Source organism: Variovorax sp. Varisp53, assembly GCF_059491555.1.
Genome location: NZ_CP168512.1, coordinates 1712831 through 1734019 on the forward strand (window position 1 = coordinate 1712831; position 21189 = coordinate 1734019).

Consider the following 21189-nt stretch of genomic DNA (forward strand, 5'->3'; position numbering starts at 1 on the left):
AATTATCACTGTCGACGGAGGTGTGAGCTGTTTGGACTTACAGGGCGAAGGCCTACTCCAGGCGAAGCGATGTCCAGCGTCAGCGCCGTGAGCGCCGGATTGTCGATGTCTGTGGCCAGGGTTCGTGCGGCCACTGCCCCATCCGGATCGTCGAGGGCGGCGCGAAGGAGGTGGGCCCGCACCACGAGTTCCCGCATGCCGGTTCGTGCGGCGATGTCCATCAACTCGTCCACCTGCCGGCGGATCGGCGACGTGCGCCGCGACACGCCAAGGCGGCAAAGCGCCTCGAGCACATAGGCCTCGCCCCACAGGTAGGCGTCCGGCGGGCGGGTGCAGCGAGCCAGTGTGTCCAGCAGGATTTCCTCCGCGCGCGCAGCGTCGCCGCGCGCCATCGCGACCAATCCGAGGCCGCGGCCGGCTATGCCTTCCCAGCACGGATCGCCCAACTGGCATCCCAGCGCGAAGGCGTGCTCGAAGCGCTCCGCGGCCGACTCCAGTTGGCCGTCGCTCAGATCGATTTCGGCGCGAAAGGACAAGGGCCAGGGAAGGAAGGCGGTCCACAACCGGCCTGCCTGGTCGACGGCACGGTCGACGATCGGCCTTGCTGCTTCCCACTCGCCGCGCAGGATCATGGCCCGACCCAGCATGGACTCGGCGTAGATCACCTGTTTGGGCTCGCTCGCCTCCAACGCCCAGGCTGCGGCGTCGCGCAGCGTTTCCATGGCGGCCGGGTAGTAGGCCGTGTCGCTCAGGATGGAGCCCTTCACCGTGGCGATCCGGGCCCGCTCGGCAAGGGAGTCGCCTGCCAATGGCTCTGCCCGTGCCATCCACGCCAGCGCGCGCTCATAGCGACCTCGCAGGAACTCGACGTAGCCCAGTTCGCGGCATGCGGCGGCGGCCAGTGCGGGCGCGGCTTCACGGCCTATCGCCAAGGCCTCGTGCAGGGCCGCGGCGCCCTCTTCGTCGCGGCCGCGTGCCGCGTGCACCAGCGCGCCACCCAGCGCAACCCGCACGCGCGTGCGCAGGGCGGGATCGCCGGTGCCATCGGCGTCGACCATGGCTCGGCGCAGGCATTGCAGGCCGGCCTCGAGCACGCCCGCGCCGATGGCGGCCTCGCCTGCCTCGAGTTGCGCCAAGGCACCCGCGCGACCGATGGCCGGCCGGGCCGTCGGCGTGGCCGTCACGGTGTGCAGTGCATCGGCCAGCGCGGGCCCGGGTGCGACGCCAAGCTGGCGCCTGAACAGTTCCCGGCAGGCGGCCGCCTGCCGCGCCGCGCCCACCCCATCGCCCGCCGCCGCAAGGCAGCGCACCAGCAGGACATGCGCGTTCTCGTCCAGCGGGTCCAGGCTGACGAGCCGGTAGGCCAGCTGGGCGGCCGCGCCCGGTGCGCCGCCCGCAACCCGGGACAGGGCGGCCTCGCGCAGCACGGCCTCCGACGTGGCTTGCATCCTTCGTCGCTCGGACTGCAGCCACGCTGCGAACGATGGGCTCGATGAAAAGCCCAGGCCTTCCAGCAGCTCGCATCCGAGTCCATGGAGCGACAACGCGTCCGACCAGTCGCCCCGCGTCAGCACGGCAACGTCCACGCCGGCGACGTGCTCATGGGGAAAGGCGATCGCATCTCCGCGCAGCGTGCAGTCGCCCAGGGCCCGACGCAGTTCGCGAAGGTTCCAGCGCAGCGCAGCCAGCGGGTCTTCGGCGTCTTCGAACAGCAATCCGGCCAGGCGCTGCCGCGCAACAGCGCTCGGTTGGAGCGCGAGATAGGCAAGCAGTCCCCAGGCCTTGTGGCCCCGGATGGGCGCGACCGGGCCGTCTGTGCTCACCACACACGGCACGCCGAGAAGCTGGACGAAGGGCCTCATGCCCGCAGTTTGGCAGAGCGAGGCACAGGGCGCAGCAGGATCGTGGGGTCAGGCCTCCGCAGTCGTCGGATCGATCGTCGTCACCACGCGCGCCACGCTGTCGGCGGGAAATCCGCCCCTGCGCGCGTGCTCGCGCACCAGCTCTTCGCTGGCCGCGTTGTAGACGCAGTAGATCTTGTCGCCCGTGACGTAGCTGTGGACCCATTGCACGTCGGGGCCGAGTTCGCGCAGGACGCCGCACGACTTCTGGGACACGGCCTGCAGTTCGGCGGCGCTGGCGGCGCCGATGTTGGGAATGGCGCGTTCGATGACGAATTTGGGCATGAAGCTCACCTTGAAGAGAAAGTCGAAGGGAGCGCGACCGTAGGCGCGGCGCGTTTGAGCTTGCGTTTGACGGCGGGTTACCCCGCTGCGGCCGAAGCCTGCCGTGCGAGCGACAGCGCCAGGTAGTCGACCACGGCGCGCACGCGCGCCGCGAGTCGGTGGCGCTGCGGGTAGACCGCGTAGATGTCCGCGTCCGGCGTGTGGTGCTGCGGCAGGACCTGCACGAGGCGGCCGCTGCGCAGGTGGCGGGCAATGTCCCACTCCGCGCGCATCAGGATGCCGTGCCCGTCGAGCGCCCAATTGACGGCGATCTCTCCATCGTTGGTCGTCAGCGTGCCGCGTGTCTTGACGGCCTGCGTGGTGGCGCTCTTGCCCCGGCCGCTCGACAGCCGCCAGAGGCCGTAGGCCTCCTCGCCCTGCCGGATGCCGATGCAGTTGTGCCTGGCGAGGTCGCTGGGCACCTTGGGCATGCCGCGCCTGGCGATGTAGGCCGGCGCGGCGCACAGCAGGCGGCGGTTGGCCGCGATCCGCCTTGCGATCACGCGCGAATCCGGCGGCGCGCCGAAGCGCACGCAGACGTCGAAGGAATCGTCCGTCAGCGGCGGCGGGTTGACCGACAGCTGGAGCTGCACTTCCACCTCCGGATATTCGCGCACGAACTTGGATATCAGCGGTGCGATGTGGCTGCGGCCGAAGCCGAGCGTGGCGTTGACGCGCAGCAGTCCCCGCGGCGTTGCCTTCGACGCGCCCAGCATCTCGCCCATGCTGTCGATGTCGTTCAGGATGCGGCGCGCGTGCTCGAGATAGAGCTCGCCTTCGGGCGTCAGGCTCATGCGCCGCGTGGTGCGGTTGAGCAGGCTGACACTCAGGCGCGCTTCCATCTGCGCGAGATGCTTGCTCACGGCCGCCGTCGAGACACCCAGCTCGCGCGCCGCGGCACTGAGGCTGCCGGCGCTCGCCAGCGCGCAGAAGAAGCCCAGATCGGCCGGCTGGATCTCGTTTCCCACGGCTCAGCCCGCCGGGCGCGTCTCGAACACCAGGCAGGTGGTGGTGGCATGCGCGTACAGCGTGCCATCGGGCCCGAAGAGGCGGGCCTCGGCGGTGGCCAGCTGGCGGCCGCAGTGGATCACCTTGCCCTCGGCGCGCACGCGCTGCACCTTGGGCGTCAGGCCTTTCACGTAATTCACGCTCAGCTCGGCGGTGGTGTAGGCCCGCCCGGGCGGCATCATCGTGTGGATCGAACAGCCCAGGGCGGAGTCGAGCACCGTGGCGACCCAGCCGCCATGGATGGTGCCCAGCGGGTTCAGGTGCTGCGGCAGCGGCGTGCCCTGGAAGATGGCCACGCCCGGGCGCACTTCGAGGATCGTGAAGTCCAGCGTCCTGGCGATGGCTGCAAAGGGAATCTCGCCGTTCAGCATCGCCTGCATCATCTCGAGGCCGGTCTTGCCCGCGATCTGGTCGGGGCGGGCGAGGCCGGGGCCCGGACCGGCTTCGAGGCGTTCGGTGATCTTTCGCTCTTCGGCGATCCATGCGTCGAGCTGGCTGGGGTTCTGCGTCATGCCGGGTGTTCTCCTGTCCGGGTTGCCTGGAGGGTTAAGTTGCATATGCAATAGTTGCAGCTACAATAATACCCCATGGACACCCTCGCCAAGCCACGCGGCTGCACCAGCTTCAAGGTGCGCCAGCTCTCGCGCCGCCTCTCGCAGCACTACGACGCCGAGGTGTCGAAGAGCGGCCTCAAGACCACACAGTACTCGCTGCTGTCGAATCTGGCGCGGCTCGGGCCCTCGCGTCCGGTCGACCTGGCAAGCGAACTCAAGATGACCGCCTCGACCCTGAGCCGCAACCTGCAGCCGCTGATCGCCGCGGGCTGGATCTCGCTGGGCGCCGGCGCCGATGCGCGCAGCCGGCTGGTGCAGATCACCGAAGAGGGCGATGCCAAGCGCCGCGAGGCGCAGCTGCACTGGAAGGCGGCGCAGCAAAAACTCAATGCGCTGCTGGGCGTCGAGCGCGTGCTCGCGCTGCACCGGCTGATCGACGAGTCGATGGAACTGCTGGGCGCGGAGGACGAGCCCGACGCCGAAGACTGACCCTTTCCTTCCAACCGCAAGCCTTCACCCATCGCGTCCGAGGCCGCGCGCGGATTCCGTTTTCGTTTCTTGCTTCTCCTCACATTCAATTCCAACAGCAGAGGTCCCATGTTCGCCACTCCCGTCTCCGCATGGCTGCAGCGCCGCGGCATTCACTACGGTTGGATCGTCGCCGCCATCACTTTCCTCACCATGCTGACCATGTCGGCCGCGCTGGGCCTGCCGGGCGCCATGCTGCAGCCGCTGGGCAAGGAGTTCGGCTGGAGCACCGGGCAGATCTCGTCGGCGCTGGCGCTTCGTTTCGCGCTGTTCGGCCTGATGGGGCCGTTCGCCGCGGTGCTGATGGAGCGCTACGGACTGCGCGCCGTGGTCTGCACCGGCCTCGCGCTGGTCGGATTGGGCATGGCGCTGGTCACCATGGCTTCGCAGCTGTGGCACCTGTTCGTGCTGTGGAGCCTGATGCTGGGCCTGGGCACCGGCATGACGGCGCTGGTGCTCGGCGCGGTGGTGGCCAACCGCTGGTTCGTCGCGCGGCGCGGCCTCGTCGTCGGCATGCTCACGGCCAGTTCGGCCACCGGTCAGCTGGCCTTCCTGCCGCTCGCGGCCTGGATGATCGAGCACTGGGGCTGGCGCTCGGCCATCGTGCCGATCGTGGCCGGCAGCATCCTCATCGGCGTGCTGGCGCTGTGCCTCATGCGCAACCGGCCTTCGGACCTCGGCCTGCTGCCCTACGGCGAGTTGCCCGGCACTCAGCCGGCCGCGCCTGCCACTGCCGCGCCGGCGATGAACTTCGCCACGCCGTTTCGCGTATTGAAGGAAGTTTCGACCAACCGCACCTTCCTTATCCTCGCCGCCACTTTCTTCATCTGCGGCCTGAGCACCAACGGGCTCGTGCAGACGCACTTCATCTCGCTGTGCGGCGACTACGGCATGAGCGCAGTGCCCGCAGCCTCGGTGCTCGCCATGATGGGAGCCTTCGACTTCGTCGGCACCATCCTCTCGGGCTGGCTCTCGGACCGCTACGACAACCGCAAGCTGCTCTTCTGGTACTACGGCCTGCGCGGCCTGTCGCTGTTCTGGCTGCCGCATTCGGAGTTCACCATCTACGGCCTGGGCATCTTCGCGATGTTCTACGGCCTCGACTGGATCGCCACCGTGCCGCCGACCGTCAAGCTCGCGGGCGCCGCCTTCGGCCCCGCCAAGGTGGGCCTGGTGTTCGGCTGGGTCTTTGCCGCGCACCAGCTGGGCGCCGCCACGGCCGCCTACGGCGCCGGCTTCGCGCGCACGCTGCTGCTGACCTACACACCGGCGCTCTACGCGGCCGGCGCAGCCTGCCTGGTGGCGGCGGTGGTCGTGATGATGATCCGCCGTCCGGCGGCGAAGGCTGGTGCGCAGGTCGCGTCCGCCGCGGCACGGGCCTGAGCGCGCGGAGCCCCCGACATGACGACAGCCCACACCGAGCTCGACCCGCGCACGCGCCGCCTGCTCGAGGCGCCCATCGTGCCCACCCTGCTGCGCCTCGCGGCGCCCAATGTGCTGGTGATGCTGGCACAGGCCTCCGTCGGCCTCATCGAGACCTACTTCGTCGGCAAGCTCGGCACCGATGCGCTCGCCGGCATGGCGCTGGTGTTTCCCATCGTGATGCTGATGCAGATGACCTCCAGCGGCGCGATGGGCGGCGGCATCGCCTCGTCGATCGCGCGCGCACTCGGCGCGCGCCGCAAAGACGATGCGGATGCGCTGGTGTGGCATGCCATCGTCATCGCGCTGGGCTTCGGCCTGTGCTTCACGCTGGCGCTGCTGCTGGGCGGGCGCTGGCTCTACGGGGCCATGGGCGGCACGGGGCCGGCGCTCGAGGCTGCGCTCACTTACTCGCACTGGGTGTTCGCGGGCGCGACGCTGGTGTGGCTCTTCAATTCGCTCTCGGCCATCATCCGCGGCACCGGCAACATGTCGGTGCCGGCCAACGTGACGGTGGCGGGCGTGGTGTTCCTCGTTCCCGCATCGCCGCTGCTGATCTTCGGCATCGGACCGTTGCCGGGCATGGGCATTGCGGGCGGTGCGATGGCACTGCTGCTGTACTACCTGCTGGGCTCCATCGCGCTGATCGTCTACCTGCGCTCGCCGCGCAGCCTGCTGCGGCCCACGCTGGCCGCGCTGAAGCTGCGCTGGCCGCTGTTTCGCGACATCCTGCGCATCGGGCTGGTGGGCGCGGTGTCGACGGTGGCGACCAACCTGTCGATCGGTATTGCCACCGCGCTGACAGGTCATTTCGGCTCGGGCGCGCTGGCCGGCTACGGCACGGCCTCGCGGCTCGAATACCTGCTGGTGCCGCTGGTGTTCGGCCTCGGCGCGCCGCTGGTGGCCATGGTCGGCACCTGCATGGGGGCAGGGCAGCGCGAACGCGCGCTGCGCGCCACCTGGACCGGCGCGGCGCTGGCCTTTGCGCTCACGGAAACCATCGGACTCGCGGCCGCGCTGTTCCCGCGCCCGTGGCTGCTGCTGTTCGGCAACGACCCGGCGATGCTCGAGACCGGCGCGCACTACCTGCGCGTGGTCGGGCCGCTGTATGGCTTCTTCGGCGTCGGGCTGGTGTTGTATTTCGCGTCGCAGGGCGCGGGCCGCCTGCTGTGGCCGGTGCTGGGCAACATCGCGCGCCTGGCGGTGGCGGGCACGGGCGGCTGGCTCGCGCTGCGCTGGGGCGGCGGGCTCACCGGCGTGTTCGCGGCGCAGGGCGTGGCGCTGGCGGTATACGGCATCGTGATCGCATCGGCCATCGCGGGCGGGGCCTGGTTCGGCCGCATCGGCTGGCCGCGCACCACCGGCGGGCTGCTGCGGCGCATGGCGCAGGCCGGATGAAGCTTGCCCCGGGCTTCACGCTTCATGCGTCCGGCTCACGCGAACTTCGAACGCAGGCATCCAACGACTTCCACCAACGAAAGGCTCACATGCAAATCAAGGACTCCGTGGTCTTCATCACCGGCGCCAACCGCGGCCTCGGGCTCGCCTTTGCGAAGGCGGCACTGGCGGCGGGCGCGCGCAAGGTCTATGGCGGGGCGCGCGACCCGAAAAGCATCACGCTGCCCGGTGTGACGCCGGTGGCGCTCGACGTGACGCAGCCCGCGCAGGCCGAAGCGGCCGCGCGCGCCTGCGGCGACGTCACGCTGCTGATCAACAACGCAGGCATCTCGCGCGGCTCCAGCTTCCTGGGTTCGCCCGATGCGGTGGCCGCCGCGCGCGCCGAGCTCGAAACCAACTTCTTCGGCCCCTGGGCGCTGGCGCAGGCTTTCGCGCCCGTGCTCGCGGCCAACGGCGGGGGCGGCATGATCAACGTGCTGTCGGCGCTGAGCTGGACCACCTTCCCCAGTGTGGCGACCTACAGCGCGACGAAATCGGCGGCATGGTCGCTGAGCAACGGCCTGCGCAACGAACTGGCCGCACAGGGCACGCAGGTCACGAGCCTGCATGTGGGCTACATGGACACCGACATGGCCGCGCACGCCGAAGGCGACAAGGCCTCGCCGGATGACGTGGCGCGCCAGGCGCTGGCGGGCGTGGAGGCGGGGCAGCCCGAGGTTCTGGCCGACGAGGTCTCGCGGCAGCTCAAGCAGGGCCTGTCGAGTCCGACGCCGCCCTATGCCGGCTCGCCACAGGCAGCCTGAACCGATGCCCGAACGGAGCACCCGGGCGCGCGGCCCGGGCCTCCGTCAATAGCGGTAGGGGTTGATGGGCCGACGGTCGTAGCGGTTGGGTACGCCGTCGCCGTCGTTGTCCCTGCGGCCATAGCGCGGGCGGTCGTCCCAGCGGCGGCCGTAGTGGCGATCCGGACCGCGGTAGTAGCCGGGGCCGTAGTAGTGGCGCGGCGGGGGCGGCGGGGCGTAATAGTGGCGGGGCGGTGGTGGCGGTGCGGGCACGACATACACCTGCGCCTGGATGAAGCGCCCGCCCGTCTGGGCCTGCGCCGGAATGCTGAGCGTGGCCAGCGACAACAAGGCCGCGGCGCCGATTGCGAAACTAAGCTTTTTCACTTGATCCCCCGGTTGTGGTTGGAAGCCTCATCCTCGCGGCCCCGTGTGAAGTTGTTGTAAGGCTGGAGCGAAATCGGATGAAGAGCTGTAAGCCCGTGCGCGCAGGGCGCAGCGCGGTCAAGACACAATTGTGAATGGCTTTGCACCGCGGAACACGCCCCGCGGACAGGCCATTGGCCGTATCGGCCGGATGCTCAGCCGCGCGGGGCGGGCAGCATGCGCCGCAGGGCCTCGAAGAACAGGTCCGACTGCTCGCGCTCGCCCTGGATCTGCGCCGCCACGTGCGCGGCCAGCTTCGCGTCGACCGGCACCAGCGGACGGCCGGTCGATTGTGCGATCACCTGGTGCAGGCAGGCGCGCTCCAGGTAGTAGAGGTCGTCGTAGGCATGGGCGATGGTGCCGCCTGCGACGATCACGCCGTGGTTCGCGAGAAAGGCCACGTCCTTGCCGGCCATCGCGCGGGCGATGCGCTCGCCCTCGGCGTCGTCGAGCGCGAGGCCGTTGTATTCGGCGTCGATGGCGATGCGGTTCATGTAGCGCATCGCGTTCTGGCTCGCGGTCGGATCGAGGGCGCGGTCGACCGTGATCGTGAGTGCGGTGGCGTACGGCATGTGGCAGTGCATCACGACCGCATGGCCCGTGAGCCGGTGCACCGCGCCATGGATGAAGAGGGCGGTGGGCTCCACGCGATGGCGGCCCGCGAGCACCTCGCCGTGCACGTCGATCAGCACGATGTCGTCGGGACCGATCTCGCTCCAGTGCAGCCCGCGCGGATTGATGAGGTAGCGGTCCTGCGCGCCCGGCAGCATCACGCTGAAGTGGTTGCAGACGCCTTCGGACAACCCGTGGTGGGCGGCGGCGCGCAAGGCCAGGGCGAGGTCTTCGCGCAGCTTGCTGACGGCGGGGCTGGCGTAGGCGGCATCGGCGGACATCGAGGGGGCTCCTTGTTCTTGGGTTGCGTCCTGGATCAGGCCTGGATCAATCCCGCCCAGGCCGCGATGAATTTCTTCGCATCGTCGCACACCGCCGCGGCCTGCTTGCCGGGCTTGTAGAGCGCGGAGCCGATGCCGAACCCGGCCGCCCCCCCCGCACGCCATTCGGCCATGTTCGCGGGCGTGATGCCGCCCACGGGCATCACGGGCGTGCCGGCCGGCAGCACGGCGAGCAGCGCCTTCACCACGGCCGGCGAGGCCAGTTCGGCCGGGAACAGCTTGAGCCCGGTGGCGCCGGCCGCGAGCGCGCCGAAGGCCTCGGTCGGCGTCATGACGCCCGGCAGGCACACCATGCCGAGCCGCGCCGCCTCGGCGATGACCTCGGCATTGAAGTTGGGCGAGACGATCAGCTCGCCGCCGGCTGCGTGCACCTCGCGCACCTGCTGTGCGCCGAGCACCGTGCCGGCGCCGACCAGCGCCTGCGGAAAGCGCTTGCGCATCAGCGCAATGCTCTCCAGCGGCTGCGGCGAATTGAGCGGCACCTCGAGCAGCCGGAAGCCGGGCTCGACGATGGCGTCGCCGATGTCGGCAGCTTCGGCGGGCGTGAGGCCGCGCAGGATCGCCACCAGTGGCAGCTCGCGCATCGCGGCATGGAATTTTTCGAGGGGCGTGGTCATGTGGAGGTTCTGTCGGTGTCGAGAAAACCGGACAGCGCGTGCAGTCCGGCCCAGGTGGCTTCGGCCCCCAGCGTGCGCGTGGCGACGCCGGTGGCGCGCAGGGCCAGTGCATAGCGCTGGGTGAGGGCGGACGAGCCGATGAGGATCACCTCGCCGGCGGCCTGCAGCGACTGCGTGCGCAGTTCCTCGCCGATCAGCAGGCCCGAGAGATAGCTCGACAGCTCCTGCTTCGGCATGCGTTCGAACAGCGCCAGCGTGCGCGTGCCGAAGGCGTTGTGCAGCAGGCCGTGGCCGTTTTCCGAGCAGGTCACGCCTTCGAGGAAAGAGGCCTCGTCGAGCGGCGCCGACGCGTCGAGCGTGCGCGCCAGGATCGAATGCTGGCTCAGCAGCGCGTAGAACTCGCCCGTCATGTAGGTGCGGAAACCCGCGACGCGGCCCTTCTTGACCGTGACCCATTTGTTGTGCGTGCCGGGCAGCACGAAGACGCCGTCGTCCAGGCCGGTGATCGACATCGCGCCGAAGATCTGCACCTCTTCGCCGCGCATCACGTCGGGCACGCCGTCGTGCTCGTCGCTCAGGCCCGGCACGATCGCGATGCTGGCACCGGGGAGGGCGTCGATGTCGATGATCCTGCGGCCCACCTCGACGCGGCCGGCGGGGCAGGCGCAGTAGGGCGCTTCCACCCAGCCCTGCTTGCTTCCGGCCATGCCGGAGATCAGGCAGCGCGCGCCTTCCAGGCGCATCCAGTCGCCGAACAGCGACTCGAAGACGGCGGGAAAGCCGTCCTCGGGCACCGTGAGGATGCCGCGCGCATCGCTGCGCTCTTCCAGTACCTTGCCGTGGGCGTCCAGCAAGGCACCGCGCAGCGAGCTTGTGCCCCAGTCGATGGCTATCAGTCTTGTCATGTCTGTCGCCTGCGGTTTGAGGATTTGTTTCGGGGTGCGTACACAGGGCACCGGGTACTCCCCTCCGCGAATGTCCCCCGGCCTGCGGCCTCCTCCTTTATTTCGCTGCGGGGAGCACCCGATGCCCTGTGCACAACAAGCGCTGCTCTTGTGCTGGCCGATCAACAAGTGCTCTGAACGATCACGACGGCGGGGTGCCTTGCGCAGCGAAATAAAGGAGGAGCCCGAAGGGCGGGGGACATTCGCGGAGCAAGGTACCCCGTCGGCGTGAGCGCACCCCGAACCGTCAGCCCTCGATCCTAGTGATTGTCGCGCGGCACAAAAGCCCCACGGCGACCACACAGAAAGCCCAGGTCCGCCCCCTGGTCAGCCTGCAGCACCGTGTCGACATAGAGCTTCCAGTACCCCGAGTCCAGCGGCGCCTTGGGCGCGACCCATTTCTCGCGGCGCTTCGCCAGCTCTTCGTCGCTCACATGCAGATGCAATTTGCGGTTCGGCACGTCGAGCTCGACGATGTCGCCGTCCTGTACCAGCGCCAGCGGACCACCGGCTGCGGCTTCGGGCGCAGTATGCAGCACCACGGTGCCGTAGGCCGTGCCGCTCATGCGCGCATCGCTGATGCGCACCATGTCGGTGATGCCCTTGCGCAGCACCTTCGGCGGCAGCGGCATGTTGCCGGCCTCGGCCATGCCGGGGTAGCCCTTGGGGCCGCAGTTCTTGAGCACCATGATGCAGTGCTCGTCGATGTCGAGGTTCTCGTCGTCGATGCGCTTGTGCAGGTCTTCGGCGCTTTCGAACACCACCGCGCGGCCCTTGTGCACCAGCAGTTCGGGCGTGGCCGCGCTGGGCTTGATGATGGCGCCGTTGGGTGCGAGGTTGCCGCGCAGCACGCAGATGCCGGCCTTCTCCTTGAAGGGCTCGGCCAGCGTGCGAATGACCTGCGGGCCGTAGTTCTCGGCGTCCTTCACGTTCTCCCACACGCTCTGGCCGGTGACGGTGAGGATGTCCTTGTGAAGGTGATCGGCGATCTCCTTGATGACCACCGGCAGGCCGCCCGCGTAGCAGAAGTCTTCCATCAGGAACTGGCCCGAGGGCTGCAGGTTCACGAGGCAGGGCAGCTCGGAGGCGAGGCGGTCGAAGTCGTCGAGCGTGAGGTCCACGCCGATGCGCCCCGCGATGGCCAGCAGGTGGATCACGAGGTTGGTCGATCCGCCGATGGCCGCGTTCACCTTGATGGCGTTCTCGATGGCCTGTCGCGTGAGGATCTTCGACATGTTCATGTCTTCATGCACCATGTCGACGATGCGCCGGCCCGCCTGGCGCGCGAGGACGTTGCGACGGCCGTCCACGGCGGGATAGGCCGCGTTGCCCGGCAGGCCGATGCCCAGCGACTCGACCATGCTGGCCATGGTGCTGGCGGTGCCCATCGTCATGCAGTGGCCGTGGCTGCGGTGCATGCAACTCTCGGCCTCGAAGAATTCCTGCAGCTTGAGCGTGCCGGCGCGCACCTGCTCGCTCATCTGCCATACGCCGGTGCCCGAGCCCAGCTCCTGGCCGCGCCACTTGCCGGAGAGCATCGGGCCACCCGACACGCCGATGGTCGGCAGGTCGACGCTGGCCGCGCCCATCATCAGTGCGGGCGTGGTCTTGTCGCAGCCCATGAGCAGCACCACGCCGTCGAGCGGATTGCCACGGATGCTTTCTTCGACGTCCATGCTCGCGAGGTTGCGGTACAGCATGGCGGTGGGGCGCAGCAGCGTTTCGCCGAGCGACATCACGGGGAACTCGAGCGGGAAGCCGCCCGCTTCGTACACACCGATCTTCACTTGCTCGGCCAGCGTGCGGAAGTGCGAGTTGCAGGGCGTCAGTTCGCTGAAGGTGTTGCAGATGCCGATGACCGGGCGGCCGTCGAACTGGTCGTGCGGCAGGCCCTTGCCTTTCATCCAGCTGCGGTAGATGAAGCCGTCGCGGTCGTTGCGGCCGAACCATTGCTGGCTGCGAAGTTCACCGGGTTTTTTCTTGGGGGCGGTGCTCATGGAGTGTCTCTCTTTGTTGTCGAAATAAGAGGCAGAACTCTCAGGGTTTGTCCTGCCGATCCGGGCTTTCAATCATCATATGATAAGCGCGGCCAACACGCCGGACCCTTGGTGTTTTCGAGCGTCGAGATACCGAATTTCGCATCACACATGATCAAGAACATCCACGGTCGCACGCTCGAACTGCTCGGTGAAGCCGTGGTGTCGGGACGCTATGCGATCGGTGCGTCGATCCCCTCCGAGCCCGTGCTCGGCGAGGAACTCGGCGTGAGCCGGACCGTGGTGCGCGAGGCCATCAAGTCGCTGGCGGCCAAGGGCCTGATCGTCACGGGGCCGAAGGTCGGCACGCGCGTGCTGCCCCAGGACAAGTGGAACTGGTTCGACCCCGACGTCATCACCTGGCAGGCTCGCGCGGGGCTCACGCCCGAGTTCCTGCGCGACCTGCAGGACCTGCGCCGCGTGGTGGAGCCGGCGGCCGTCAGGCTCGCGGCCGAGCGGGCCACGGCCAAGGACATCGAGGAAATAGAGACCGCCTTCGCCGGCATGAAAGAGGCCGTGGAGAACGGCGGTGACTACGTCACCTTCGACCTGCGCTTCCACAACGGCCTGCTGAGTGCCGCAGGCAACCGCATGCTGGCGCAGATGAGCAAGGTGCTCAACGCGCTGCTGCGCACCAGCTTCGAGATTTCGACCGCCAAGCCCGACGGGCCCGCGCTTTCGCTACCGCTGCACCGCGCGGTGATCGACGCGGTGATCGCGCACGACCCGTCCGGGGCCGAGCGCGCGATCATCCGCCTCATCGACGGCGCGCGCCAGGACATCGAGGACGTGCTGGGCTCGCGCCGGCGATTGCCGCGCCTGAGCCGGCCGCCGCCCAGGCTCAAGGCCAGCTAGCCGCCCTGCGCTGTCTACGCGTTTGTCCGCAGTTCGCATCCGGTTCTTTCACCCTACGCTCGCGCCCCGAGCAAATTCCACCGAAGAAGAGAAGGAGACATCAACCATGAAACTCGTCAAGTCGCTGATCGCGCCGACGCTGGTCGCGTTGGGCCTGCTGTCGGCAGGCCACGCTGCCGCGCAGGAAAAACTCACCGTCTGGTGGGTCAAGGGCTTCTACAAGGCGGAGGACGACGCGCTGTTCGCCGCCATCAAGAAGTTCGAGGAGAAGAACAAGAACGTCAAGATCGAACTGTCGCAGTACCCGATCCAGGACATGATCCCCAAGACCGTGTCCGCGCTCGACTCGGGCAGCCCGCCCGACGTGGCCTATGCCGACGTGTACGACTTCCAGGTCACCGGCAAGTGGGCCTTCGACGGCAAGCTCGAAGACATCAGCAGCGTGCTCACGCCCATGAAGGACCGCTTCGCGCCCAACACGATCGAGACCACCTACCTCTACAACGACCAGACCAAGAGCAAGGCCTACTACGCCTTCCCGATCAAGCAGCAGACGATGCACATCGAGTACTGGCGCGACATGCTGGCGGAGGCGGGCCTCAAGGAGTCGGACATCCCGACCACCTGGAAGGAGTACTGGACGTTCTGGTGCGAGAAGGCGCAGACCGCCAGCCGCCAGAAGAGCGGCAAGCGCACTTTCGGCATCGGCATGCCGATGGGCGTGGATTCGAGCGACTCGTTCTATTCGTTCCTGACCTTCATGGACGCCTACAACGTCAAGCTGGTGGACGACAACGGCAAGCTGCTGGTCGACGACCCGAAGGTGCGCACCGGCCTGATCGGCGCGCTGACCGACTACACCACGCCCTACATCAAGGGCTGCACGCCGCCGTCGTCGACGAGCTGGAAGGACCCGGACAACAACGTCGCGTTCCACAACAAGACGACGCTGATGACGCACAACGCGACCATCTCCATCGCCGCCAAGTGGCTCGACGATTCGGACAACGCCTCGCTCACGCCCGAGCAGCGCGAGGAAGCGCGCAAGAACTACACCGAGCGCATCCGCACGGCGGGTTTCCCGAGCAAGCCTGACGGCAGCAAGATGGTCTACCGCACCGCCGTGAAGACCGGCGTGGTGTTCAAGGACGCGAAGAACAAGGCGCGCGCCAAGGAGTTCGTCTCCTTCCTGATGCAGGAAGAAAACCTGACGCCGTACGTCGAAGGCTCGCTGGGCCGCTGGTTCCCGGTCACCAAGGCCGCGCAGCAGCGCGACTTCTGGAAGGCCGATCCGCACCGCCTCTCGGTCTACAACCAGTACGCCGCCGGCACCGTGACCTTCGAGTTCACCAAGAACTACAAGTTCACCGTGCTGAACAACGAGAACGTCTGGGCCAAGGCCATGAGCCGCGTCGTCACCGACAAGGTGCCGGTGGACAAGGCCGTGGACGAGATGATCGCGCGCATCAAGACGGTGGCGGCGCAGTAAGCGGCGCACACGCGACACCCGCAATCACCAGCAGCTGCATGCCATGAGCGCCACTGCCACCGCCGCCGCGTCGACCCCGACGCCTGTCGTCAATCCCGGAGCGCGGCATGCGCGCTGGCAGTTCTGGGGCGCGGTCATGGTCGTGCCCTACCTGCTGGTGTTCGTGGTGTTCGTGCTGTACCCGGTGGGCTATGGCCTCTGGCTCGCCCGCCATCCGCAAAGCTACGTGAAGCTGGTCGAAGACCCGATCTTCTTCCGCTCGGTGATCAACACGGCCATCTTCCTGATCGTGGCGATCAACCTCAAGATGCTCGTGGCACTGGTGCTCTCGGGCTTCTTCGTGACATCGCGCTGGTGGATCAAGATCGTCTCGGCGATCTTCATCCTGCCCTGGGCGATGCCATCGATTCCGACCATCCTGTCGATCCGCTTCATGCTGAACCCGGAGTGGGGCGTGATCAACAGCACCATCTTCCGCCTGACCGGCGCAGACGGGCCCAACTGGCTCAACGACCCCGCGCTGGCATTGGCCTTCGCGATGGTTGTGCATGTGTGGAAGTCGCTGCCGTTCTGGACGCTGATCCTGGTGGCGGGGCGGCTGGCCATTCCATCCGAACAATACGAAGCGGCCTCTGTCGACGGCGCCTCGTCGTGGCAGAAGTTCCGCTTCGTGAGCTGGCCGGCACTGAAGACGCTCTACATCACCTCGACCATCCTCTCGATGATCTGGACGCTGGGCGACTTCAACAGCGTCTACCTGCTGACCGGTGGCGGCCCCGCCGACCTGACGCACGTGCTCGCCACGCTGGGCATCCGCTACCTGCGCCTCGATCAGGTCGACCTGTCGATGGCTTCCATCGTGGTGGCCTTGCCGCTCGTGCTGCCCCTCGTGTACTTCATGATGAAGAGGCTTTCGAAATGAAGCGCTGGACTCCGAAAGCCGTGCTCACCGAAGCCCGGCTCCTGCTCATCGGCATACCTGTGCTGCTGTGGACGCTGATCCCGGTCTACCACATGGTGCTGTTCGCGATCTCGTCGAAGGACTCCGCGACCTCGGGCCACCTGTGGCCCAAGAACCCGACGCTGGACAACTTCCGCATCGTGTTCCAGCAGAAGCATTTCTACCTCGACCACTTCTGGCTGCAGCTGTGGAACTCGCTGCTGATCGCACTGTCGGTGGGCGTGCTCACGTTGTTCGTGGCGACCACGGCCGCATTCGCCATCAGCCGGCTGCGTGTGCGTGGCGGGCGCACGGTGATGAACCTGGCGCTGTTCACGTACTTCATCCCGGCGGCATTCCTCGCGGTGCCCATGTACAAGACCATGGGCAACTACGGGCTGCTCAACAGCCAGTGGGCGCTGATTCTTGCGATGGTGACCATCGCCTCGCCGTACTGCATCTGGGTGCTGAAGCAGGCGTCGGACAAGCTGCCCTACGAGCTCGACGAAGCCGCGCGCATGGACGGCGCCTCGCCGCTGCAGTTGTTCCGCCTCGTGTACCTGCCGCTGATGGTGCCGTCGCTGGTGGCGGTGGGCACCTATTCGCTGCTGCTGGCGTGGAACGAATACCTCTACGCCTTCCTGCTGCTGTCGAACGACAGAAGCGTGACGCTTGCCGTCGCGCTCGGTAACTTCCTCTCGGCGGACGATTCGCCATGGGAGCTGCTGATGGCCACCGGCCTCATCTATGCGTTGCCGCCTGCGGCCATCTACTACGCATTCAAACGCTACATGGTCGGTGGTCTTACTGCCGGCGCCGTCAAGAGCTGAGCGAATCCAGGAATCACAAATGGCATCCGTAACCTTTCGCAATATCCAGAAATCCTTCGGCAAGGTCCAGATCATCAAGGGCCTGGGCTTCGACATCACCGACGGCGAATTCGTCGTGCTGGTCGGCCCCTCGGGCTGCGGCAAGTCGACGCTGCTGCGCATGCTCGCGGGTCTGGAAGACATCAGCGGCGGCGAGATCGTCATCGACGGCCGCGTGGTCAACGACCTCGAGTCGAAGGACCGCGACATCGCCATGGTGTTCCAGAGCTACGCGCTCTATCCGCACATGACCGTGGGCGAGAACATGGGCTTCAGCCTGCGGCTGCGCAACGCCGAGAAATCGGTGACCGACGAGCGCGTGGCGCGGGCCGCGAAGATCCTCAACCTCGACGCATTGCTGGGCCGCTATCCGCGCGAGCTCTCGGGCGGCCAGCGCCAGCGCGTGGCCATGGGCCGTGCCATCGTGCGCGACCCGAAGGTGTTCTTGTTCGACGAGCCGCTGTCCAACCTCGACGCCAAGCTGCGCGTGGCGATGCGCGCCGAAATCAAGGCGCTGCACCAGCGCCTGAAGACCACCACCGTCTACGTGACGCACGACCAGATCGAGGCCATGACCATGGCCGACCGCATCGTGGTGATGCACGACGGCATCATCGAGCAGATCGGCACGCCGCTGGAGCTGTACGACCGCCCCGACAACCTGTTCGTCGCGCAGTTCATCGGCTCGCCGTCGATGAACGTCATCGAAGGCACGGTGCGGCGCGCCGGCGGCGACTGCTGGGTCGAATCGCAAGGCGCGCGCTGGCCGGTGCCGGCCGGCACCTCGGCCCCTGACGGCCAGCCGGTGCACTACGGCATCCGGCCCGGCGACATGACGCTCGGCGGCGGCCCGCGCAGCGTCGAAGCGAAGGTGATCGTGGTCGAGCCCACCGGCGCGGAGACCGAACTGCTGGTGCAGGTCGGCGAGGAAAAGCTGGTGCTGGCGGTGCATGGCCGCGTCGATGCCGGACCCGACGAAATGGTGCGGCTGGCCATCGAGGCCGAGAACGTGCACCTGTTCGACCGGCAGACCGGTCGGCGCATGGGCTGATCCTCAGGCCGTGCGCAGCCGCAGGAGGGCGCGCACGAAGCCGTGGTCGGAGCGCGAGCGGTCGCGCCCTTCGTGCAGGTGGTCGTTGAAATAGTCGACCCGCCGCACGTCGCCCAGGCTGTGGTGGCTGGTGGCGACGAATTCCTCGCTCACGAATATCTGATCGAGCACATCCGGAAAGCCCTGGTGGATGTGTGAGTACGCCACGTCCTTCTTGAGTGCTGATTCACCCTGCATCTCGTAGGCGTTGAACAGGGCCACGTCGCGCGCGGCCTTGTCGTAGGCGACCTCGGAAGTGGCGGCCACGAGCTGCGTCGTCACGCTGTGCGGGTTGTCGTTGAAGTCGCCCATCACCACGAGCGGCACGTTCGTGTCCTGCAGCAGGTCGATGACGATGCAGCGCAGGGCCGCGGCTTCCGCGCCGCGCATCAGCAGCGAGCGCAGCGACGCCATCACGCCCACCTTGCGGTCGTCCCGGTCTTCGAGCGGGTTGCCTTGGGCGTCCTGCAGGAACTTCGGCCGCTTGGACTTCAGGTGCACCGCGAGCACATGCACCTGCTGGCCGTGTTTCATGCGCACCGTGGCGAGCAGGGGAGGCCGCTCGAAGCGCGTGTGAGGGCCCAGGCCCGGCACCTCGACGCCGAAGCCCGGAGGGAAGTCGACGAAGGAGCGAAGCTCGTCCACCTTCAGCCGCGTCGCGATGCCCACGCGCGGCGTGCCTTGCGCGCCGGTGTGCGGTGGCGTGTTCTCGGCGCCCGGCACCGAGACGAAGTCGTAGCGCAGGCCGCTGCGCGCGATGCAGGCCTTGAGCGCCGACTCGTCCCACACTTCCTGCACCGCCAGCACGTCGGCATTGAGCGCATGGAAGCGCTCGCCGGTCCAGTCGATCTTTCGTTCGTACTCGCGCTCGGTGTAGGCGTCCTGGTTCTCGTAGTACACGCGGTTCGGTGCCGCTAGATTGAGGAGGTTGCAGGTGGCTACGAAGAGGGTGGCGTAGTTGGGTGGGATGTATTGCATGGCGGCAACGATTGTGGCCCGGGTCACGATTGCCGACTGAAACGTCGTTCCTGCAACGATAGAGTCGAACAAAGCAAATTCAGGGAGCCGCCCAGCGCGGAATGTATGAAGCTGATGCGGATCACGGGGTGCGCCATGGCGGCGCTTGGCATTAGTCGCGGTTCAATCGCATTGCTGTGCCGCTAACCACTAATGTCATTTCTGCTGTTTGAAGTGGTCTTTGGAGCCAAAGAAAAAACCTAAAACTCCGGACACTAAGCTCACGAGCAAAGCGAATAGTGTTCGACAGAGTTAAGCGCTTTGACTAATTGATTTCATCCTTCATATCACGCGAGGAGCACAAGAGCTCATCAGCGGATTCCAGCCCCATGACGACCTTGGGCTGATAAATGGCTTCCCGTCCGTCGCCTTCTCGCTTGCCTAGACACTATCTCTCCATTTTTCCGCATCCCATATCTTCATTGCTTTAAAAACCCAATCGGGCCAGGATGTAATAGTTGGACTGTATTGACGCGCTGGCGGTAAGCACTTTCTCTACCCGATATGTGAATAGGTCATATTGATCACGGTTCGCATTGAGCCTCAGTAGTTCGCCATCGCGCGAGCCCGACCCCGGGGCGTGCAGGGGGGCGGGTTGGTGCTTCTTAGTAGGCAATCGGCGATTGCCCATGATGGATTTGCCTCCGTGTAGTATGTTTGCTCTCGACACCGAAAAGGGGACGGCATGGGGAGCTACAAGAGCTATAAAGGCATCATCAAGCAGGCCGAGTTGATGGCGATGTCGCCAGACGCACTCGTCGCGTTTTTGAAGAAGCGGGCCTCTCAGTCCAAGGACGAGTGGCGCAGCGACGAAGTGGATGAGGACATCGAGGCGGCGCTGCTCGCGCGTGACGACCCGGCGATCAACCTAGCATTGGCCAAGCATGCCCGCTTCATCGCGACGTCGAAACCCTTGTTCACCTCCGGCGAGCCATCGGGAGCCTCACGGCTTGCCGTGCTGTCCAACATCGTCGTGGGCGGCGAGAACTTTTCGAAGTTCCCCGTCGCTCTGTTTGACGACGAGGAGCAAACGGTCGCATGGCTGATCGCGTCGCCAAGCGAAGAGCTGTCAGCTCTGTTCGAGAACCACAACCTCGACGACTCATTCCTGCGGGACTTGCTGGAAGGCAAGAAGCCATGGGACCAAATCCCTGACGACCGGCTCGCGATGATCGTGGTCACTCTCCATCGCAACGAGCGGATGCGGCGGCCCTACGATGACGACTTCATGGACGGCTATGCCGAATACAGCTACGGGGCCGTGTTCAACGCCGCATGGACCCTCGCCGAGCGGGTGGAGCCCACCGTTCGCTGGGCCGCGGCTCTGAACTACCTCTATGACCGCTTGGAGACCGACGCCTTCTCCATCAAAAAACCATTGGAGCTGGCCGCCCGCTGGCATGTTGACCCCTCGGACGCCGATGCCGTTGCGAGGGAGGCCAAGGACATCATGGGGGGCTGGCTTTCCGGCCATCAAGGGGTCCGCAAGGGCTTGGCCCGCCTTGCCCTTTCTAAGGACTCAAAGCTCCTGCCGATCCTGCTGGCCAGCGACGATCCGGCTCTCCGATCCGCCGCATACGCGGATGGGGACATCAAACCCGAGCAGCTTTCGGCCGCCTACGAGCGGGATGGAGAGCTTGTGTTCAACCAAGCCATGCACAACCACAAGATTTGGCGAACGCAGGCGGGACGGGGTGCCTTGAAGACCATCGCATGGGCCGTGGTCCACGCCGACAAGCATTCGGACCTGCTGGCGGCCAACATCTTCAATGGCATCCGGACGGACCTGTCGGAGAAGCATCCAGATTGGTTCAAGGACGAGGACGACCACCAGCCCGAGTTGGAGGCCAGCGACGAGCCGGCGACCAAGGCTGATGTCTTGGCCTTGTCGGAAATGTTGGCCCAGCCCAGTTCGGGCCAAACCTTGGAGCAATTGAAGCAGTCGCTCGCCGCGCTCAACGGTCGCCTCGGCTGGGTATGGTGGTTCTCGCTTGGCGCGTTGGCGACCAGTCTCTGGCGCCACTGAGCCGCCTCAG

At 66.8% G+C, this 21189-nt stretch carries 20 protein-coding genes; 10 read left to right on the top strand and 10 right to left on the bottom strand.

The genetic code is table 11. From position 1 onward, the window contains the following. Nucleotides 1-5: 5 nt before the first annotated feature. From ACEOAB_RS07850 to ACEOAB_RS07865, 4 genes are all read right to left on the bottom strand, one after another. On the bottom strand, nt 6-1862 hold the full coding sequence (locus ACEOAB_RS07850) for an AfsR/SARP family transcriptional regulator (RefSeq protein WP_495653576.1): 1857 nt from the start codon (nt 1860-1862) through the stop codon (nt 6-8). A gap of 48 nt (nt 1863-1910) precedes the next feature. Next, nucleotides 1911-2186: a DUF4242 domain-containing protein gene (locus tag ACEOAB_RS07855; RefSeq protein WP_413750906.1), complete on the bottom strand. Its 276-nt coding sequence runs from the start codon at nt 2184-2186 to the stop codon at nt 1911-1913. A 77-nt stretch (nt 2187-2263) separates the two neighbouring features. Beyond that, complete coding sequence (locus tag ACEOAB_RS07860; protein WP_495653577.1) at nt 2264-3193, bottom strand: LysR substrate-binding domain-containing protein; 930 nt, start codon at nt 3191-3193, stop codon at nt 2264-2266. Between the two features lie 3 nt (nt 3194-3196). Continuing rightward, nucleotides 3197-3745 (bottom strand): PaaI family thioesterase, encoded by a 549-nt coding sequence (locus ACEOAB_RS07865; RefSeq protein ID WP_413750908.1) that lies wholly within the window; start codon nt 3743-3745, stop codon nt 3197-3199. A 75-nt stretch (nt 3746-3820) separates the two neighbouring features. Here ACEOAB_RS07865 and ACEOAB_RS07870 point away from each other — a divergent pair, with 75 nt between their 5' ends. The 4 genes from ACEOAB_RS07870 to ACEOAB_RS07885 all read left to right on the top strand — a co-directional run bounded on the left by ACEOAB_RS07870 (nt 3821) and on the right by ACEOAB_RS07885 (nt 7938). Next, nucleotides 3821-4276 (top strand): MarR family winged helix-turn-helix transcriptional regulator, encoded by a 456-nt coding sequence (locus ACEOAB_RS07870; RefSeq protein ID WP_413750909.1) that lies wholly within the window; start codon nt 3821-3823, stop codon nt 4274-4276. 108 nt (nt 4277-4384) lie between these two features. Continuing rightward, nucleotides 4385-5698 (top strand): MFS transporter, encoded by a 1314-nt coding sequence (locus ACEOAB_RS07875; RefSeq protein WP_413750910.1) that lies wholly within the window; start codon nt 4385-4387, stop codon nt 5696-5698. Between the two features lie 18 nt (nt 5699-5716). Beyond that, the gene (locus tag ACEOAB_RS07880; protein ID WP_495653578.1) at nt 5717-7135 is read left to right on the top strand and encodes an MATE family efflux transporter; all 1419 of its coding nucleotides are present in this window, start codon (nt 5717-5719) and stop codon (nt 7133-7135) included. Between the two features lie 89 nt (nt 7136-7224). Next, entirely contained in the window at nt 7225-7938 is a 714-nt protein-coding gene (locus ACEOAB_RS07885) for an SDR family oxidoreductase (protein ID WP_413749716.1), read from the top strand. A 45-nt stretch (nt 7939-7983) separates the two neighbouring features. Here ACEOAB_RS07885 and ACEOAB_RS07890 read toward each other — a convergent pair whose 3' ends face one another. The 5 genes from ACEOAB_RS07890 to ACEOAB_RS07910 all read right to left on the bottom strand — a co-directional run bounded on the left by ACEOAB_RS07890 (nt 7984) and on the right by ACEOAB_RS07910 (nt 12854). After that, a complete protein-coding gene (locus tag ACEOAB_RS07890) occupies nt 7984-8304 on the bottom strand; it encodes a hypothetical protein (RefSeq protein WP_495653579.1) in 321 nt (106 codons plus the stop codon). Nucleotides 8305-8498: 194 nt separating this feature from the next. Further along, nucleotides 8499-9272: an aldolase gene (locus ACEOAB_RS07895; protein WP_413749717.1), complete on the bottom strand. Its 774-nt coding sequence runs from the start codon at nt 9270-9272 to the stop codon at nt 8499-8501. Continuing rightward, the gene (locus ACEOAB_RS07900; RefSeq protein WP_413749715.1) at nt 9272-9913 is read right to left on the bottom strand and encodes a 2-dehydro-3-deoxy-6-phosphogalactonate aldolase; all 642 of its coding nucleotides are present in this window, start codon (nt 9911-9913) and stop codon (nt 9272-9274) included. The genes ACEOAB_RS07895 and ACEOAB_RS07900 overlap by 1 nt, the downstream gene beginning before the upstream one ends. Next, the gene (locus ACEOAB_RS07905) at nt 9910-10818 is read right to left on the bottom strand and encodes a 2-dehydro-3-deoxygalactonokinase (protein ID WP_413749714.1); all 909 of its coding nucleotides are present in this window, start codon (nt 10816-10818) and stop codon (nt 9910-9912) included. The genes ACEOAB_RS07900 and ACEOAB_RS07905 overlap by 4 nt, the downstream gene beginning before the upstream one ends. A gap of 299 nt (nt 10819-11117) precedes the next feature. After that, nucleotides 11118-12854, bottom strand: a complete 1737-nt coding sequence (locus ACEOAB_RS07910) for an IlvD/Edd family dehydratase (protein ID WP_413749713.1) — start codon at nt 12852-12854, stop codon at nt 11118-11120. A gap of 150 nt (nt 12855-13004) precedes the next feature. Between ACEOAB_RS07910 and ACEOAB_RS07915 the strand changes: the two genes are divergently transcribed. From ACEOAB_RS07915 to ACEOAB_RS07935, 5 genes are all read left to right on the top strand, one after another. Then, nucleotides 13005-13748 (top strand): FadR/GntR family transcriptional regulator, encoded by a 744-nt coding sequence (locus ACEOAB_RS07915; RefSeq protein WP_413749712.1) that lies wholly within the window; start codon nt 13005-13007, stop codon nt 13746-13748. A gap of 106 nt (nt 13749-13854) precedes the next feature. Further along, a complete protein-coding gene (locus tag ACEOAB_RS07920) occupies nt 13855-15237 on the top strand; it encodes an ABC transporter substrate-binding protein (RefSeq protein WP_413749711.1) in 1383 nt (460 codons plus the stop codon). 43 nt (nt 15238-15280) lie between these two features. Further along, nucleotides 15281-16159 (top strand): carbohydrate ABC transporter permease, encoded by an 879-nt coding sequence (locus ACEOAB_RS07925; protein ID WP_007829526.1) that lies wholly within the window; start codon nt 15281-15283, stop codon nt 16157-16159. Beyond that, nucleotides 16156-17007: a carbohydrate ABC transporter permease gene (locus ACEOAB_RS07930; protein WP_007829528.1), complete on the top strand. Its 852-nt coding sequence runs from the start codon at nt 16156-16158 to the stop codon at nt 17005-17007. The genes ACEOAB_RS07925 and ACEOAB_RS07930 overlap by 4 nt, the downstream gene beginning before the upstream one ends. Before the next feature lie 19 nt (nt 17008-17026). Continuing rightward, a complete protein-coding gene (locus ACEOAB_RS07935; protein ID WP_056587490.1) occupies nt 17027-18097 on the top strand; it encodes an ABC transporter ATP-binding protein in 1071 nt (356 codons plus the stop codon). Nucleotides 18098-18100: 3 nt separating this feature from the next. Here ACEOAB_RS07935 and ACEOAB_RS07940 read toward each other — a convergent pair whose 3' ends face one another. Then, entirely contained in the window at nt 18101-19114 is a 1014-nt protein-coding gene (locus tag ACEOAB_RS07940; RefSeq protein WP_413749710.1) for an endonuclease/exonuclease/phosphatase family protein, read from the bottom strand. 724 nt (nt 19115-19838) lie between these two features. On the opposite strand from ACEOAB_RS07940, the gene ACEOAB_RS07945 reads away from it, so the two are divergent. Further along, nucleotides 19839-21179, top strand: a complete 1341-nt coding sequence (locus ACEOAB_RS07945) for a hypothetical protein (protein ID WP_413749709.1) — start codon at nt 19839-19841, stop codon at nt 21177-21179. Nucleotides 21180-21189 lie beyond the last annotated feature (10 nt).

Excerpts from the sequence above, each read along its gene's own strand:
- ACEOAB_RS07850 (WP_495653576.1), bottom strand. The coding sequence starts at position 1,862 with ATGAGGCCCTTCGTCCAGCTTCTCGGCGTGCCGTGTGTGGTGAGCACA.
- ACEOAB_RS07855 (WP_413750906.1), bottom strand. The coding sequence starts at position 2,186 with ATGCCCAAATTCGTCATCGAACGCGCCATTCCCAACATCGGCGCCGCC.
- ACEOAB_RS07865 (WP_413750908.1), bottom strand. The coding sequence starts at position 3,745 with ATGACGCAGAACCCCAGCCAGCTCGACGCATGGATCGCCGAAGAGCGA.
- ACEOAB_RS07870 (WP_413750909.1), top strand. The coding sequence starts at position 3,821 with ATGGACACCCTCGCCAAGCCACGCGGCTGCACCAGCTTCAAGGTGCGC.
- ACEOAB_RS07875 (WP_413750910.1), top strand. The coding sequence starts at position 4,385 with ATGTTCGCCACTCCCGTCTCCGCATGGCTGCAGCGCCGCGGCATTCAC.
- ACEOAB_RS07880 (WP_495653578.1), top strand. The coding sequence starts at position 5,717 with ATGACGACAGCCCACACCGAGCTCGACCCGCGCACGCGCCGCCTGCTC.
- ACEOAB_RS07885 (WP_413749716.1), top strand. The coding sequence starts at position 7,225 with ATGCAAATCAAGGACTCCGTGGTCTTCATCACCGGCGCCAACCGCGGC.
- ACEOAB_RS07900 (WP_413749715.1), bottom strand. The coding sequence starts at position 9,913 with ATGACCACGCCCCTCGAAAAATTCCATGCCGCGATGCGCGAGCTGCCA.
- ACEOAB_RS07905 (WP_413749714.1), bottom strand. The coding sequence starts at position 10,818 with ATGACAAGACTGATAGCCATCGACTGGGGCACAAGCTCGCTGCGCGGT.
- ACEOAB_RS07910 (WP_413749713.1), bottom strand. The coding sequence starts at position 12,854 with ATGAGCACCGCCCCCAAGAAAAAACCCGGTGAACTTCGCAGCCAGCAA.
- ACEOAB_RS07915 (WP_413749712.1), top strand. The coding sequence starts at position 13,005 with ATGATCAAGAACATCCACGGTCGCACGCTCGAACTGCTCGGTGAAGCC.
- ACEOAB_RS07920 (WP_413749711.1), top strand. The coding sequence starts at position 13,855 with ATGAAACTCGTCAAGTCGCTGATCGCGCCGACGCTGGTCGCGTTGGGC.
- ACEOAB_RS07925 (WP_007829526.1), top strand. The coding sequence starts at position 15,281 with ATGAGCGCCACTGCCACCGCCGCCGCGTCGACCCCGACGCCTGTCGTC.
- ACEOAB_RS07930 (WP_007829528.1), top strand. The coding sequence starts at position 16,156 with ATGAAGCGCTGGACTCCGAAAGCCGTGCTCACCGAAGCCCGGCTCCTG.
- ACEOAB_RS07935 (WP_056587490.1), top strand. The coding sequence starts at position 17,027 with ATGGCATCCGTAACCTTTCGCAATATCCAGAAATCCTTCGGCAAGGTC.
- ACEOAB_RS07940 (WP_413749710.1), bottom strand. The coding sequence starts at position 19,114 with ATGCAATACATCCCACCCAACTACGCCACCCTCTTCGTAGCCACCTGC.
- ACEOAB_RS07945 (WP_413749709.1), top strand. The coding sequence starts at position 19,839 with ATGGGGAGCTACAAGAGCTATAAAGGCATCATCAAGCAGGCCGAGTTG.